Source organism: Paenibacillus polymyxa (assembly GCF_001719045.1).
GTDB lineage: Bacteria > Bacillota > Bacilli > Paenibacillales > Paenibacillaceae > Paenibacillus > Paenibacillus polymyxa_B.
Genome location: NZ_CP015423.1, coordinates 2,406,144 through 2,421,636 on the forward strand (window position 1 = coordinate 2,406,144; position 15,493 = coordinate 2,421,636).

The following is a 15,493-nucleotide window of genomic DNA, read 5'->3' on the forward strand; positions in this document are numbered from 1 at the left end:
CTGTGTTACATTATATAAGTAAAACGAGAACAAAAATTCGAATCAGAATTTACGTTCGCCATTTTTCATAGTCCTTTATTCCGAACTAAGTCAAAGTCTATATCTTCCCGACATGTGTTCCATAACAGTTCATCTGTAAGAAAACTTAATGCATCCATGTTGCGCAATCGTTCGACCAACTCAGTAATCACATCTATGTCTTCACGTTGTACATGTCTTGCAAGAGTGATTCCTCCCGTGTCACCATCAACATATAGATGCGAATAATGCCTTTCCTTTTTTACATGTCGAAGAGTAAGTACGCTATTGTCGATCATCATGACGTATCGATCCTTGATCAGATAGCCTTCAAAAAGCTCATACATATGCGGAAGATCACAGGGACCAAGAATGACACTTACTTTTTCAAAATTACTTTTGTTCATTTAGATTTAGCTCCCTCTTATGATTTTAATTATTCAAAGCAAGAAAACTAACAACTATTCACTCGAAAAAGCGGAATTCAAACCACAAGTTTTACTCCTGTAGTTCTATTTTATTACTTCTATAGTAAAACTTCAATAAATTTTATGATTTTCTTGTACTATGAAACAAAAGGAGAATCTAAATTATGGAGATTCAAAATAGATATCATTTTAAACTTGGCGATATTTTAGAAGAACTTGATATTTCCCGAAATAAACTGGCCGTAGAAGCAAAAATACGTCCGGCAACTGTAATAGATATGGTAAATGGCAAAACCAAAAGACTTGAATTAGAAACACTTGTCCATATCCTTGATGCTTTGAATAGATTCGCCCGCCAGCGTAGATTTACAAGGACTATTACTCTTGCTGATATTGTAGAGTACATTCCCGAAGATGGAATTGAGGGACATTGAGACTACCAAGGCATGACCTCAATTATTTTTGTAATTCGTTAGAACATGGGGGTTCTGTTCAACATGAAAATGTCAAACGCACAGGGAATTGCTTTCAAACTTGAAGAATTGCTTCGAGAAATCGGGATTACTAAAAATGCCCTCGCTCGTGAGGCTAAAATCAGACCTAATACTATCTACGAAATGTGTAACAATACATCCAAGCGGATCGAGTTTAAAACGTTTAATACAGTGATGGAAACGTTAATTCGCCTTTCTGGTCGCCCGTTAACCCTGCACGATGTTCTCGAGTACATACCTGAAGATGAGGTCCATGAATATTAATTCTGCGTAGAGTGTGACGTTATTTTCAATAATCCTATACAAAGCAAAAAGACCCATTTTTTTAGAAATTTGGGTCTTTTTGCTTTAAAGGAATCCATTATGCAAATATATAGATTTACAGCACTCAGAACTTAATTACATTCCAAAATGATCATATAAACGTGTCAAACACTCTTTACTCACCCCAGATTAATCCACTTTGCCGCCCTCTACGACCAGTTGATCTGTAAAGCCTTCTCCGTAAACAGAGGTCAGTGTGTCCTTGTAGGCTTGATGCACAAAGTTTTCCTTGCCTAATGTAGCCAGCTCATTGTTGATCCAGTCTAATAACTCCTTATTTCCCTTTGCTACTGCGGGTGCAATCGTATCTTGACCACCAAAGGCCGGGATGGTTACGGTAAAGCCAGGGTTGGCCTTTGCCCAGGCGATCAGCTCTGTATTATCGTTGGCAATGGCAGCCCCGCGTTTGTCTTTGAGGGCTGAGAAGATTTCTGTATATTGGTCGAATTTAAGCAGCTTGATATCAGGGTAATTTTTCGTGAAATAGGTTTCAGCCGTTGTTCCCTTTGCGACAATCAGCTTCTGATCCGAATTCTTCAATTGGTCAATCGTGGTGATTGGAGCGCTATCAGGCGACACAATGCCAAAGGATAATTTCATATACGGGTTGGCAAAATCGACTTTTTCCTTACGCTCATCCGTCACCGTAAAGTTAGCCATGATGATATCTACCTTGTTGGATTCCAAATAGGCGACCCGGCTGGCAGCATCCACCAGAACAAATTCCACCTTGGACTCGTCACCCAAGAGATCTTTGGCAAACCGCTTCGCAATATAGACGTCAAAGCCTTGATTCTTCCCTTCCGAATCCACGTAGCCAAAAGGCGGCTTATCTGCAAATACACCTATTCGAATCTTGCCATTCTTTTTAATGTCCTCAATCGAAGCAAATTTAGCCGAGCCTGAACTACCGTTGGTATTTCCGCCTCCTGCACATCCCGCCAAACCAACAATCAGCAAGCTCAAAGCCAGTAATAACGTCGTGAACTTCATTCCTTTTCTCATCTGTATTCATCCCCCTGTTTATATCGTTTCGTACTGAAATATATCCAGAAAGTGCTGGGCACGCTCTGTTTCCGGTTGGGTAAAAAATTGCTGTGGCGTAGTCATTTCGCATATCTGTCCTTGATCCATAAAAACGATACGATCCCCTACCGACTTGGCAAATCCCATTTCATGCGTCACGATAATCATGGTCATGCCCTGCTGTGCCAGCTCTCGCATGACATCCAGCACCTCTCTGACCATTTCCGGGTCCAAGGATGCGGTGACTTCATCAAAGAGCATAATTTCTGGGTTCATACACAGGGCGCGCACAATTGCAATCCGTTGCTTTTGCCCACCTGATAATTGTCTCGGGTACGCATCTTTGCGATCCAGCAGACCCACTCGCTCCAATAGCTGCTCCGCTTGCTCAAGTGCCTCCTGCTTATTTCTCCGCTGAACTTTAAGCGGGCCAAGCAATATATTTTCTAAGACCGTCATATGCGGAAACAGCTCGTAGTTCTGGAACACCATTCCAATATGCTGCCGCACCTCACGCCAATTCACTTTCTTATCCGTCAGGTCCTGCCCTCTATAACGGATATCTCCACTCTGGACCGGCTCCAGACCATTGAGACATCGGAGGAGCGTGCTTTTTCCACATCCCGAAGGACCGAGAACGACCACGACTTCCCCTTTCGTTACGTCCAGATTAATCTGTTGCAGTACTTTTCGGTCTTCGAAGCTTTTGTGCAGCCCTCGAATTTCGAGTAAAACCTCCACAGCCTCTCCCATGACATCCACCCCATCCTGCTAATTTTGCCATCTGCGTTCAAATCTTTTGGAAAGTCTGGATAACGGATAGCATACGAGAAAATACAATATGAAAATAAAGCCGTACACCCAGAAGGATGCCGAGGGCGCCTTGATTACACCAAGCTCAATAATCTGCTGCCCCACCTTGACCACTTCCACTACACCGATCAGCACCACTAATGAAGTGGTTTTGATCATCCGTGTCGCCAGATTAATAGAACCGGGAAGCATTCGGCGCACCGCCTGGGGAATGAGCACATGGCGGTATAACTGTCCATATGTCAGTCCCAATGCTTGCCCGGATTCCACCTGATGCTTGGGCAGTGATTCCAATGCACCACGAACGATGTCACCAATCTCGGCCGCTCCCCACAGGCTGAATACGATAATTGCTGTCAATTCCCCGCTGATATTCACATTCAACAAAGGAGTAAATCCAAAATATACGACATACAACCACACCAGAATTGGAATAATGCGGAATGTCTCCAAATATAACCTCAGCACAAACCGAATCGGTCTTGATTTTAAGGTGCGCAGCAACCCCATCAAAATGCCTAATAGAGTACCGATAATAATGGAAAGTAGCGCAATCTCCAGCGTAACGAGCAATCCCCCTAATAGACGCTCGAAATTGGAACCTTCAAAAAGTACATTAATCCCCGAATTCAGCATATCTCACCTTCCTTTCCACCCATGTCAGCAGTATCGACAAAGGTAAAAGCAGAACGAGATATGCCAATACCAGCAGAATTAGGGATTCTGTCGTTTTGTAGTACATGCCGATCAGGTCTTTTGCCACATTCATCAGATCTAATAAAGCAATGGCGCCAACAATGGAAGTCTCCTTGAGCAAAAAAATCGCATTCGCTCCCAGAGACGGAACACTGATGGCAAAAGCCTGTGGCAAAATAACATATCTCGCCAGTTGTATCTTGGACAGTCCGAGACTCAGCCCGGATTCCGTCTGGGTTTTACTCACTGCTTCCATTCCCCCACGGAACGCCTCAGCCATATAACCCCCGCCCAAAAAGGTCATGCCCACAATGGCACACGTCATTTCGCTCATATGCAGACCTATTTTCGTAAACCCGTAATACAGAAAATATAACTGTACAAGCAGCGGCGTATTTCGGGAAAGCTCAATATAGGCAACAACGATGCCGCTAATTCCCCTTACCTTGTAATACAGTACTGTGCTGCACAGCAAACCGACGACTAATGAAAATAGAATAGCAAAAAAGGCGATCTTCAACGTCAACCACATAGCTTCTCCATATAACGGCAAGCTCTCTACAATAAACTCCCAGTCTAAGTTCATATGTGTATACCTTTCGATTTTCAATTATTCCTATGTACTTGCTCTGCTTAATAACAATGATTGTATTCCTGCCCAATTATTACGTCAATACTTTGATGAAAATTTGTCATATTTATCTATGATTCAGGAAGAAAAGTATTGTTTTATTTCAGAAATAAATAAAAAAAGCTTGAAATGAATAAATTTCATTTCAAGCTTTGATTTATGCTATACGATTCATCATACGAGCGGCTCGGTAACAAGAGGGCCGCCGAGCTTCTCTACAATTAAACGGCTCTCCTCATTTAATCCCCGCAGGGTGATGGATTTGCCGGATTTCGTATACTTTTGCAACACCTTGCCGATGGCAGTAACTGCGGAGTGATCCCAAATATGAGAATGACTGAAGTCCACCACGACACGTTCTGGATCATCCGAAGGTTCGAAATGATCGACAAAATGAGTCGTTGAAGCAAAAAACATCGGACCCCTGACATGGTACACCTTTTCGTCGTTGTTCTCCGTTGCGCTGATGCGAATTTTAGCCATTTTCCAGCCAAAATGCAGAGCACTCAGCAGTACGCCTACGATCACGCCCTTGGACAAATCATGCGTAGCCACTACAATGATCACCGTGACCACCATAATAAACGTGTCCGCCTTGGGTACCTTAGCAATGTTTCGGAGCGATTTCCAGTCTACGGTTCCGATACACACCATAAACATGACTCCTACCAATGCACCCATTGGCACTTCCTTTACAACCCCGCCAAGCACGAGCAGCAGAAAGGCCAAGAATACCCCAGCCGTAAAAGTGGACAAACGCCCTCTTCCACCTGAGCTGACATTAATGACGGATTGTCCGATCATGGCACAACCACCCATACCACCAAAAAAGCCATTTACAAAGTTGGCAATCCCTTGCCCGCGGGCTTCCCGGTTTTTATTGCTCTTCGTTTCGGTCATTTCATCCAAAATACTGGCTGTCAGCAGCGATTCCAGCAGTCCAACCAGTGCCATCGTAAAGGAATACGGCAACAAAATCCGCAAAGTATGCCACGACCACTCAATTTGCGGCAAATGGAATGAAGGCAGCGAGCTGGTTAGCGTACCGATATCTCCTACCGTTTTCACATTCAATCCAAATACATACGTAATGATCGTCATGATGATGATTGCCGTCAATGGAGCAGGAATGCTTTTCACAAATCTCGGTAAAATATACACAATGAGCAGCGTCCCCGCTACCATCGCGTACATGATCCAATTAGCTCCATGGAAGTGGGTGAGTTGCGCCATAAAGACGAGGATCGCCAGCGCATTCACAAATCCGGTCATAACCGGCTGCGAAATAAAGCTGATAAAGCGACCTATTTTCAAAACACCCAGCAGCACTTGAATGATTCCTGCCAAAATGGTAGCTGCAAACAGATACTCCACGCCATGATCCTTCACCAGGCCAACGACCAGTACAGCTACGGCCCCGGTTGCTGCCGAGATCATGGCCGGACGTCCACCTGCAAAAGAGATGACAATTGCCATCGAAATGGAGGCATACAGTCCGACCATGGGATTGACCCCCGCAATGATCGAGAAGGCAATCGCCTCGGGAATTAGTGCTAGCGCCACGGTCATGCCCGCAAGTATATCGGCCCGGATATTACCGAACCATTGTTGTCTAAGATTCATACTGTCTCGTTCCAGCCTCCTATATTTACGGAGAGTAGCGTGTTGACTCGTACCCCGTGTGTTTCGGGTCTCCGTCCAGCGACCAATCGCCAAGGCTCTCCTATCATTCAGCTCGTCTCTCTCAAACGAACCCGGTCCGTTACATTCAGTCCACCATTATAACGTAAGGAATTCGCAGAGACGAATGAGTTAAGAGGCTGTTTACAGAAAGAAATCATCTATTTCCTTGAAATATCGATCATTATCTTCATCTTATTCGTTTTCTTATAATTAAAATTTTCGCAATTCCTAAAATTCTAACCTGCTAAAGTTTATCACCTTAACTTCATACTCAGACTCCGCGAACTGTAGATCTTGATCCGCCGTAACCAGTACCAATTGGTTTATAATAGCTGTCGCAAGAATCAATGCATCTGGAGTCTTGAGCTTTCTTGCAAACTTATCTTTTTGTTCCCTTCTGATACGCCCCGCTTTAACTGCGATGTCTGAATTAACTGCAATAAATTCCCCGCCAAGAAAAGGTACTGAATCTAAGTCAGTATCAGTGGGCAACCCGGCTATAAACTCGGACTGAGTTATAACAGAAAAGAAAATATTCTCTTTGTCTTTCTCAGCTTGTCGTATTACTCTATCCAAAGATGAGTCAAGTCTATGAAGGGCAATAGCTGCATTCGTATCAAATAAATACCCCATCTAATCCCAATCCTCTCTGGATTGTTTAACACTCTCTTCGATCTCAAGTAATTGCTCCTTACTTAAGCTGCCTCGGGAATTTAAAACAGCTTGCAACCCTTTCGGTAACGGGGACTCTAAATCAATAACCTCAGTTTCCCCCTGTTTATTTTCTATAGTAACTTTTGATGGTTCAAACCCAATATCACGAAGGAGATTTAAGAGACGTATTCGATGTAGATCAGTTAATTTTTTTGCCACTAAAATCACTCCTTAGCAAAAGATTAGTTTCCTGTCATAGCTCATTTGATTCGTTTTCTTATGTTTAAAATTTTCGCAATTTCTGTACAAGCTCCGATAGGGATTCAGCAATCTCAGAGTCCGCATGCTGCTGAAGTAAGCCTTCAAAGTCAGGCAGTGCTTGCTTCAATAATCGATAACTATAGTCATAATAACTCCAAAAAGCTACCGGATCATAACCGCGTGCTTCTTCCTCTTCCCACTCCAGTTCATCTTCTTCTGGATCGCTGTCTGCCGGCCATAGATATTTTTCGTCCAGCAGCATGGTTAGGGATTCTACAGACTTCTGTGAATCCTCTTGTGCGTTTTCCATGTCCAATGTTCCAACAACCGCATGGTACAGTTCCAACTCACTCCGCGTGATATCATCCGAATTTCTCATATGCATATTACGCAATAAGAAAAGTAACACCCATGGCGTAACCTGCCACAATGTGCCTTGATGCTCTATCAGATCAGCAATTGCTGCGTACTCCCCGTTGGATATCAATTGTGGCAACTCCGTGCCCCTACCATAAGGAGTAGTCAGGCGGTGCCATGGCACATCTGCAATTTGGAGATTATTCATCTTATGTGTATCCATAAGTTTTCCTTTCTGGTCAGTATCTAGAATCTTCCCGATTTAAAAATGGAATATAGTAAAAAGGCAACCATTAAGAGAGCGACAACAAAGCCGATTTCAATGGCAGGTACATTCCACAGCATGGTCACCTGATGATTCAGCGATGAACCGATAATCAGTCCGACCATAATAATGCTGAACGCTAACAGCACGATACTGAATGACAGACGGTTGCTGATCTGATCCAGCCTGCGTAGAAGCATTTCCAGCTCCGGCACAGTAACCTCCAGCTTAAGCTTGCCCTTGCTGATAATCGAGGCCAAATGCCTCGCATGTCCTGGTAGTTCCATCAGCGTCTCCACCAGCTCAGTCGCACCACCCAGCAGCTTGCCTCGGATACGACGACCGCTGAAGCGTTCCTTCAACAGCTTGTTACCAAAGGGCTCAGCCAAAGCGATAATACTGAGATCGGGGTCCAGGTGCTCCACGACCCCCTCCAGTGTCAGCAACGCCTTGCCTAGCAACAGGACGTCCGACGGCAAACCAATCCGATGGCGCTGCGCTGCGCCAAATAGGTCGTTCAAAGCATCACCAATACTAATCTGTGAGAAAGGAACGTCTGAGTAATCTTCCCGTATCTTGTCCAGATCGGCACGCAGCGCATTCAGGTCGGTGTCCGGTTCGACCAGACCCAAACGTTCGATAGACCGAACCATGGCATCGGTATTTTTGCGCATCAGGGCAATAATGAGGGAAGCGAGATGATTCTTCATCTCTTCGCTCAACCTTCCCGTCATGCCAAAGTCCAAATAAGCGAGACTGCCATTTTTCAAAACGAGTAAATTCCCCGGATGGGGATCGGCATGAAAAAATCCCTCTATAAAAATTTGATGCAGCATGCTGTTCACCAGCCGCTGCGCCAGTTCTTTCAAGTTATATCCACGGCGTAATAGCTCTTCACGACTACCCAAGTGAGTTCCGTCTAGAAACTCCATAGTCAGTATACGGGAAGAGGTATGATCCCAGTATATTTTCGGAATATAGATATGTGGGTCCTGCTCAAATTGGAGCGCAATCTTCTCTGTATTACGGGCTTCATGGTTGTAATCCAGCTCCTGAATGAGCGATCTCCCCAGCTCCTCCACCATCTGGCGAAGCTGATATCGCTCTACCCACTCCCAGCGCTTGGCTGCCATAGCGGTCAGTTCCCGCAAAATGTCCAAATCTCGCCGAATAATGCGATTAACGCCAGGACGCTGGATTTTAATGGCGACCATTTCGCCGCTGTGCAGCTTGCCCAGATGCACTTGCCCGATCGAAGCAGCGGCCAGCGGAACATCGTCAAAACGAACCAGTATGTCCTCTAATGACGTGTCCAGCTCTTGCTCCAGAATGCCACGCGCCGTTTCAGATGAAAACGGTGGTACCTGATCCTGAAGCTTAACCAGCTCACGGATAATAGGCTCCGGCAGCAGGTCAGCACGTGTGCTTGCCAACTGTCCAAGCTTGATGAATGCAGGCCCCAGATCCTCCAGCACAAGTCGAATCCGTTCACCTAGCGTTTTGGACTCGGGAGTTTCTCTCGTCAGCCACTTGCGAGGCAATGACAGCAGCTGGAACAGTCCCATTTCTTCCACCATATAGCCAAAGCCATGACGCGCCAGCGCCATGGCAATTTCCCGGTAACGACCGGCGTGCTTCATACGAACCGCCATTTTAATCCAGCCGGTTCGCTTCTTCAGCGTCGCTCGAACCCGTAAGCGCCGCCTTTTCTTTTTCCAGCTCCGCTACCTGTTTTTCCAACAATGCCACACGCTGCTCCAAACTTGTAACATCGTTTTCGGTAGGGACTTCCAGCTCCTGCAAAATGCGGCTAACCTGTTCGCGGATCACTGTTTTGAATTGTCCCTGTTCCTCTGCCCCTCGTTCGATCAGACGATCGACCAGCGCTTTGGATTCCGAGGGCGCAAGTTCTCCCCGGTTTACAAGATCCTCGACGGCTTTCTCCACCTTTTCTTTGCTGACAACGGTGAGGCCCCACCCCAATGAGATGGCTTTTTTGAACAAATCGCTCATAATATATCCTCCCCTACCTGTGATTACCTATAGTATAACCTGAAAAGGGGAGCCGCATAAAGTTCGCAGCTCCCCTTCCTCAATGAATGGAATGATCTATGTTTAACCCGGAAAGCGTCCAGCCCACTTGGCAGCCTGAAGCAGCAGCTTGCGGTATCCCTCGTGTTGGAAGCTTGGCTGATTATGTCCAGGCATCAAATAGACGACCCGACCCAAGCCATAGGACAGTGACCATGCCGCCGGCCACCACTGGCCTTCGTGTTCATATTCCATCAATAGTGTTTTTTCAGTGAAAGGATCAAAATCAAAACGATACGGCTCCTCTTGCATCTCGAACGGCTCGATTCCTTCCATAATCGGATGATCCGGCTCCGTTACTTTGAAGGAAAGTGGACCTGCAGCCGGGTGTCGCAAGAAACGTGCCCCCATTAACTGTGCAATTTCATACCGTCCTTGCAATGTGATTCCGTTATGCAGCACAAGCAATCCACCCCCGCCACTAACATAAGACAGCAATCCTGCTGTTTGTTGAGGTGACAGAACCTCCTTGCGGCTATCGCAGTACGAGATACATAGATCAAATGAGGTTAGATTTTCCTTGAGCAGCATTTTACGATTCTCACTGCACTGTACGGTCATCCAATCCTGTAAAATATGGCTAATCTCTTCGTCCACCCCTTGCAGCGGGTGAAACTCCGGATACGAATAATCTCCTAACAACAATGCTTTTCTTTTTTCCATGATAAATCCTCCTTGCCTGACTTGTATATAAGGACTTTAAAGGCGGGGCCCGTGTCATTTATTCTTGTTTGTGGGGTCAAAACGCTCAGAAAATTCCGTTTGGCCCTTATCCATTTCTCATAACACCGCCATCATTGTCCGAGCTACGGCATATATAAATAATTCTACAGACGGCCTATTAAATCCTTTAGCAGACGATTATAGCATATATGTTCGCTCGCAATAAACTTATTAAAACTTATTCAAACTTTATAAATCTGAACGATGGCGATTCGGCCTGTTTATGGTATACTCGTAAGAAAAAAAGTGCGTCCATGCTTGATTAACAATGAAGGGCCGCTTTTTGTAAGAATTTATGCTTGCGGTTATAGAATTGATAAGAATTGCCTCAAACCTTATACATTCTATAAATCTTAAAAAACCGGGGAGGTTGCATGAATGAAAAGGACTGGAATGACCCGGCCCTTGGACAGCTTGGGGCGAATTGTGCTTCCTAAAGAGTTGCGCATGACGATGGAGATTGACATCGGCGATCCATTAGAGTTTTTTATTGAAGACCAGACACTCATGCTCCGTAAGTACAAATCAACCAACTGTATATTTTGCGGTGCGGTTGATACCAACACCTACTTTAAAGATCAGTTTATCTGCGATGAATGTGCAGCCTCGATGAAAACGGAAGATTTAATTCCGGTCACAGCGACTGAAACCCATTCACCTCCACTTAAGCAAAATATGCATATGAAAAAAATTTATCAGCGCACAGACGTTATTTTGGAGAAAATGAGAGAGCTTATGGAAGAACATCCAGCATCTTCACAAAAACAACTCGCCTCCATGCTTGGCGTGAGTCAGGGAAGGATTTCCCAACTGAAAAAACTCATGTAAGCGAATCACCAAAAAAGTAATGTATACGCTTCCATACTATGTAAGGTTTAAATCTATTGAATTTAGAAAAGCCGGGCCCTTTAGGGGACTCGGCTTTTTTCGTTTATATGAAGTAGTGGACTCGTTTGCAAACCTATTGACCGTAAGCCCGGCATTGTTCTACCCAGCGTGCTGCCGCCTTGGGAAGAGATGCAAGATGAATATGCGTGTAGGCTGCCAAAAGGTTCCCTTTCGCATAACCCTCACTCTGGAGACCACGCATCCCCTTGGTTTGATAGGCGTAGGAGTAGGGGGCGGATGATTCATCATAGTGCATGACAGAATAATGAAATTCATGTCCCCGAATGGTCTCTCCAGCCTCCAGCAGCAAGCAATCCTGCAAAGCGGTTGCTTCCCGGTATCCCAGTGCAGCCCGTTTCTCCTGCATGCGGACGTCCGACGGAATAACCCCGGCCATGTGATAGGCATTCCCCATACGATCCGTAAGTGTCCGTGCCAGTACCATATAACCGCCGCATTCGGCGAATACTGGCATATCCTGGCTTACCGCGTTGCGGATATCTTCCAAAAAGCCCGTATTTGCAGCGATATCTGCGGCAAACTCTTCGGGGAAACCGCCGCCCAGGTATAGGCCGCTTGCCTGCTCAGGTACGCGTTCTCCCGCCAGCGGACTGAAATAGACAATCTCTGCTCCCGCCTGACGTAGCAAATCCATATTTTCCGGGTAGTAAAAATTGAACGCCGCATCTCTGGCGACGGCGATGACGGGACGTTCCCCGGTATCAGCTTCATGCCCTGCTGATGGAAGCCAATCCGGGGAAAACAACGGTTGTGCGGGCAGAGACAACGGCGGAGCCGAATCCGCCAATGCCCGCAGGGCATCCAGATCCGTACCCGCGCGGATCAGCTCTGCCGCCCGTTGGAAAAGCGGCTCCAGCTCGCCGCGTTCCACAGCGGGTACTAAACCCAGATGACGCTCAGGAATATCCAGCCCGTCATCACGCTTTAACCAGCCGAGCACGGGGATGCCGCACTCCTGCTCAATCGCCTTTTTGACGATGCCATAGTGCCCTTGGCTACCGCAGCGATTCACAATTACGCCCACAATGCGCAGCTTGGGCTCCAAGCGCTGAAAGCCGAGCACAATAGCGGCGGCGCTTCGTGCCATACTGCGCACGTCGACCACCAGCAATACAGGGCTGTCCGTCAGCATGGCGATCTCAGCGGTCGAGCCGGTGTTACTGAGCGGGTCCTTGCCGTCATACAGCCCCATGACGCCTTCAATCACGGAAATATCCGCGCCTTCGGAAGCACGGATAAAGGTTTCACGCACCGTATCCGGTGAGGTCATCCATGAATCCAGATTACGGGAAGAGGTCCCGGTCGCGGCAGTATGATAGGTCGGATCGATATAATCCGGCCCGCACTTAAACCCTTGCACTCGCAGGCCGCTGTCGGCGAACGCCTTCATCAGCCCGAGGGTAACCGTCGTTTTGCCTGCGCCGCTGCCTGTTCCGGCAACAACAATACGGCTTCTGCGCGTAGCAGCAGACGGATCAGACTGTACAGCCTGCTTCATGATGTCAGTCATAGGAAACCCGCGCTACAGACAGCGTCATATTGCCGCTTTTTTTCTTCTCCAGCAGCCAATGGTCTGCACCAGAAGACAACAAGGCTGAAGGTTCACTGACCCCATATGCGCCAGTGTATTTGAAGACGGTTTCCGATGGATTGGGAAGCTGCACCGTATTCAGCTCTGACGGAGTATACGTCACCAGTTCCCAACCGTATTTGGCGCAAAGGGCAAGTAAGCCCTCTTCGTCCTTTTTCAGATCAATGGTGGCAATATTCCGTACGCTTTTCACGGACAAACGCAGCTCTTGCAAGGTGTCCAGCACACCCGCCTCCAGTTCCTCCAATGCAGTCCCGCGGTTGCAGCCGATGCCGAGCACCAAGCTTTTCGGACGGTACAGCACGCCATTAGAAAGAAGCTGCTCCTCTTCCTCCGGCTCCAATAAACGGTCACTCACGACCAACGCGGCGTTAAACGGTTCTTGTAATGCTTCTGCCGTCGAAGCATATACCTTGATATGTCCAGGTACAGGCTTGTCATAACGCCACCAGTTCCGTTCGCCTGTCTCTTGTATGAGCGCAACAGGCTCCTCGTTCACAACAGCGGCGCTCACAGGAGTGGCCTTGTCGAAGCTATCGACCACCCAACCCAATTCCCGACCAAACATGTCCACCGGGATCGTGCCCTGCACGTCCGATGCAGTCGTGATTACAGCACGTGCGCCTAGTACAGCCGCTACATGGCGGGTCAATTCATTGGCGCCACCCAAATGGCCAGACAATACGCTAATGACATGCTCGCCACGATCATCAATGACAACTACCGCTGGGTCTACCTTTTTATCCACCAAAATTGGTGCAATCATACGAACCACTGCACCGAGAGATATAAACAAAATAATACCGTTATATTGTTTAAATAAATCCGGCAAAATCAGCTTGACCGAGCCTTCAAACAATTGAATGCCACGCTGCTGCTCGTCGCCACGCTCAAACTTGGACATGTAATACACATCCGTGCCCGGAAAGCTGGCTCCCAAATTGCGGACCATTTCCACTCCATGCTTCGTGATCGCCACAGCGGCAAATGGATTACTCACCGGGCTTCACTCCCTTCCGGTAGCCATGGGTGAACGACTTGTCATACAGCTTGGAACGATGCGCGTCCTTATCCACCAGTCCCGGATCGAGCGCCCAGCCTGCCAAAATCATGGCATGCATCGTTATGCCTGCTGCACGCAAATCGGCGGGTAATTGACCAAGCGTCGTGCGTACGATCTTTTGGTCCGGCCAGGTCGCGCGCTGCACAACCGCTACAGGCGTGTCCTCACTCCAGCCTGCTGCCAAAAACTCAACGACCACCTTCTTTGCCAACGTTGCGCTGAGGAACAGTGCCACTGTACAGTGATGGGATGCCAAGTCACGCAGCTTTTCCCGATCCGGTACAGGTGTACGGCCTTCGGCACGCGTCAGAATGACCGTCTGCGTCAGGTCAGGCACAGTTAGCTCTGCACCCAGCACCGCCGCAGAAGCAAAGACCGAGCTGACGCCTGGTACGATTTCGTATGCTACTCCGCGCTGCTTCAGCAACACCATTTGCTCCAAAATCGCACCGTACACTGCCGGATCACCTGTATGTACGCGAGCTACACTGCGTCCAGCCTGCACAGCCTCGCTCATAATCTCGACCTGCCGCTCCAAATCCATGCCTGAGCTTTGCAGTACCTGCGCCTCTGGCTTGGCCGTGGCAATCAGCTCGTCGTTCACGAGCGAATCTGTGTACAATACCACATCGGCCGTGCGTAGAATCCGGGAGCCTTTGACAGTAATCAGCTCCGGGTCGCCGGGACCTGCTCCTACGATATACACTTTGGGCTCCAACGTCATTTGCTCACCACCATTAAACTCAAATATTCAAGCTCCTGTCCGCGCAGCTCACGTGCGTCGCGCCATACCATTTCATAAGGAGAAGTGACCTTGGTAATGACTGATGCACGGTCCCCAAGATGGAGTTCATCCAGCACATCCAAAATCAAATCCAGCACCTTGGCAACCTTGATAAACACGACCGTATCGTGATTCTCAATCGCCCGCTTCATCGCTTCCCGATCATCCGTAGCCGGAATAATACCGACCTGCTGATCTCCGTCTGCCAAAGGCAATTCCAGCGCTGCCGCCGCTCCCAACACAGACGAAATGCCCGGAATAGATACAATCGGCACCTCAGGATGGAGATCCTTCATGAGCCGTGCCAAATGAATAAAGGTACTGTACAGATTAGGGTCTCCCTCTGTGACAAAGGCTACATCCTTGCCTTGGCTCAGTGCCTCCCAGCAAGCAACCACCGTTTTGTTCCACTCACGCTCCAGTACAACCGGGTCCTTGGTCATTGGAAAAATGAGTCCCAGCATCTCCTTTTCCTCCGGGTTGACGTACAACTCCACGATTTCGTGAGCATACGACTTACCTCCCCGGCGTTTCTTCGGATAAGCCACAACTGCACATTCCTGAATCATGCGATACGCCTTGACCGTAATCAGCTCGGGATCACCCGGCCCCACGCCTACGCCGTAAAGTGTTCCTGTTGCTGCCGTATTCATGCTGTCTCTCTCCCCCTCTTGAATTACCA

The 15,493-nt window shown here is 47.6% G+C and carries 19 protein-coding genes; 3 read left to right on the forward strand and 16 right to left on the reverse strand.

The window, feature by feature from the left end:
* Positions 1 to 65: 65 nt before the first annotated feature.
* Positions 66 to 425 (reverse strand): hypothetical protein, encoded by a 360-nt coding sequence (locus AOU00_RS10720; RefSeq protein WP_061831998.1) that lies wholly within the window; start codon positions 423 to 425, stop codon positions 66 to 68.
* Positions 426 to 610: 185 nt separating this feature from the next.
* On the opposite strand from AOU00_RS10720, the gene AOU00_RS10725 reads away from it, so the two are divergent.
* Together AOU00_RS10725 and AOU00_RS10730 are read left to right on the forward strand one after the other, a co-directional pair.
* Complete coding sequence (locus AOU00_RS10725; RefSeq protein WP_010347197.1) at positions 611 to 880, forward strand: helix-turn-helix domain-containing protein; 270 nt, start codon at positions 611 to 613, stop codon at positions 878 to 880.
* Positions 881 to 943: 63 nt separating this feature from the next.
* Positions 944 to 1,204, forward strand: a complete 261-nt coding sequence (locus tag AOU00_RS10730; protein ID WP_053326298.1) for a helix-turn-helix domain-containing protein — start codon at positions 944 to 946, stop codon at positions 1,202 to 1,204.
* 189 nt (positions 1,205 to 1,393) lie between these two features.
* On the opposite strand, the gene AOU00_RS10735 is transcribed toward AOU00_RS10730, so the two are convergent.
* The 11 genes from AOU00_RS10735 to AOU00_RS10785 form a co-directional block, all read right to left on the reverse strand.
* Positions 1,394 to 2,269, reverse strand: a complete 876-nt coding sequence (locus AOU00_RS10735) for a cysteine ABC transporter substrate-binding protein (protein ID WP_069290583.1) — start codon at positions 2,267 to 2,269, stop codon at positions 1,394 to 1,396.
* Positions 2,270 to 2,287: 18 nt separating this feature from the next.
* Entirely contained in the window at positions 2,288 to 3,043 is a 756-nt protein-coding gene (locus tag AOU00_RS10740) for an amino acid ABC transporter ATP-binding protein (RefSeq protein WP_029518574.1), read from the reverse strand.
* An 18-nt stretch (positions 3,044 to 3,061) separates the two neighbouring features.
* Positions 3,062 to 3,739, reverse strand: coding sequence for an amino acid ABC transporter permease (locus AOU00_RS10745; protein WP_069290584.1), 678 nt, complete (start codon positions 3,737 to 3,739; stop codon positions 3,062 to 3,064).
* A complete protein-coding gene (locus AOU00_RS10750) occupies positions 3,720 to 4,385 on the reverse strand; it encodes an amino acid ABC transporter permease (RefSeq protein WP_039271644.1) in 666 nt (221 codons plus the stop codon). The genes AOU00_RS10745 and AOU00_RS10750 overlap by 20 nt, the downstream gene beginning before the upstream one ends.
* A 219-nt stretch (positions 4,386 to 4,604) precedes the next feature.
* Positions 4,605 to 6,053 carry a SulP family inorganic anion transporter gene (locus AOU00_RS10755; RefSeq protein WP_039271645.1) on the reverse strand — a complete coding sequence of 483 codons (1,449 nt, stop codon included), beginning with the start codon at positions 6,051 to 6,053 and terminating at the stop codon, positions 4,605 to 4,607.
* Positions 6,054 to 6,341: 288 nt separating this feature from the next.
* Positions 6,342 to 6,746 (reverse strand): PIN domain-containing protein, encoded by a 405-nt coding sequence (locus AOU00_RS10760; protein WP_069290585.1) that lies wholly within the window; start codon positions 6,744 to 6,746, stop codon positions 6,342 to 6,344.
* On the reverse strand, positions 6,747 to 6,986 hold the full coding sequence (locus AOU00_RS10765) for a hypothetical protein (RefSeq protein ID WP_069290586.1): 240 nt from the start codon (positions 6,984 to 6,986) through the stop codon (positions 6,747 to 6,749).
* A gap of 64 nt (positions 6,987 to 7,050) precedes the next feature.
* Positions 7,051 to 7,608 carry a hypothetical protein gene (locus AOU00_RS10770; protein WP_081330700.1) on the reverse strand — a complete coding sequence of 186 codons (558 nt, stop codon included), beginning with the start codon at positions 7,606 to 7,608 and terminating at the stop codon, positions 7,051 to 7,053.
* Between the two features lie 23 nt (positions 7,609 to 7,631).
* Positions 7,632 to 9,302: an ABC1 kinase family protein gene (locus AOU00_RS10775; RefSeq protein WP_039271646.1), complete on the reverse strand. Its 1,671-nt coding sequence runs from the start codon at positions 9,300 to 9,302 to the stop codon at positions 7,632 to 7,634.
* Between the two features lies 1 nt (position 9,303).
* On the reverse strand, positions 9,304 to 9,663 hold the full coding sequence (locus tag AOU00_RS10780) for a phasin family protein (protein WP_013312404.1): 360 nt from the start codon (positions 9,661 to 9,663) through the stop codon (positions 9,304 to 9,306).
* 102 nt (positions 9,664 to 9,765) lie between these two features.
* Positions 9,766 to 10,404, reverse strand: a complete 639-nt coding sequence (locus tag AOU00_RS10785) for a ThuA domain-containing protein (protein WP_039271649.1) — start codon at positions 10,402 to 10,404, stop codon at positions 9,766 to 9,768.
* 438 nt (positions 10,405 to 10,842) lie between these two features.
* Here AOU00_RS10785 and AOU00_RS10790 point away from each other — a divergent pair, with 438 nt between their 5' ends.
* The gene (locus AOU00_RS10790; RefSeq protein ID WP_039271650.1) at positions 10,843 to 11,292 is read left to right on the forward strand and encodes an AbrB/MazE/SpoVT family DNA-binding domain-containing protein; all 450 of its coding nucleotides are present in this window, start codon (positions 10,843 to 10,845) and stop codon (positions 11,290 to 11,292) included.
* 133 nt (positions 11,293 to 11,425) lie between these two features.
* On the opposite strand, the gene AOU00_RS10795 is transcribed toward AOU00_RS10790, so the two are convergent.
* The 4 genes from AOU00_RS10795 to cobI are packed head-to-tail and all read right to left on the reverse strand — an operon-like array spanning position 11,426 to position 15,464.
* The gene (locus AOU00_RS10795; RefSeq protein WP_069290587.1) at positions 11,426 to 12,883 is read right to left on the reverse strand and encodes a cobyrinic acid a,c-diamide synthase CobB; all 1,458 of its coding nucleotides are present in this window, start codon (positions 12,881 to 12,883) and stop codon (positions 11,426 to 11,428) included.
* Complete coding sequence (locus AOU00_RS10800) at positions 12,876 to 13,964, reverse strand: cobalt-precorrin 5A hydrolase (RefSeq protein WP_039271653.1); 1,089 nt, start codon at positions 13,962 to 13,964, stop codon at positions 12,876 to 12,878. The genes AOU00_RS10795 and AOU00_RS10800 overlap by 8 nt, the downstream gene beginning before the upstream one ends.
* A complete protein-coding gene (gene cobM / locus AOU00_RS10805; RefSeq protein ID WP_069290588.1) occupies positions 13,957 to 14,751 on the reverse strand; it encodes a precorrin-4 C(11)-methyltransferase in 795 nt (264 codons plus the stop codon). The genes AOU00_RS10800 and cobM overlap by 8 nt, the downstream gene beginning before the upstream one ends.
* A complete protein-coding gene (cobI, locus tag AOU00_RS10810) occupies positions 14,748 to 15,464 on the reverse strand; it encodes a precorrin-2 C(20)-methyltransferase (protein ID WP_039271654.1) in 717 nt (238 codons plus the stop codon). Before cobI ends, cobM begins: the two co-directional genes overlap by 4 nt.
* Positions 15,465 to 15,493 lie beyond the last annotated feature (29 nt).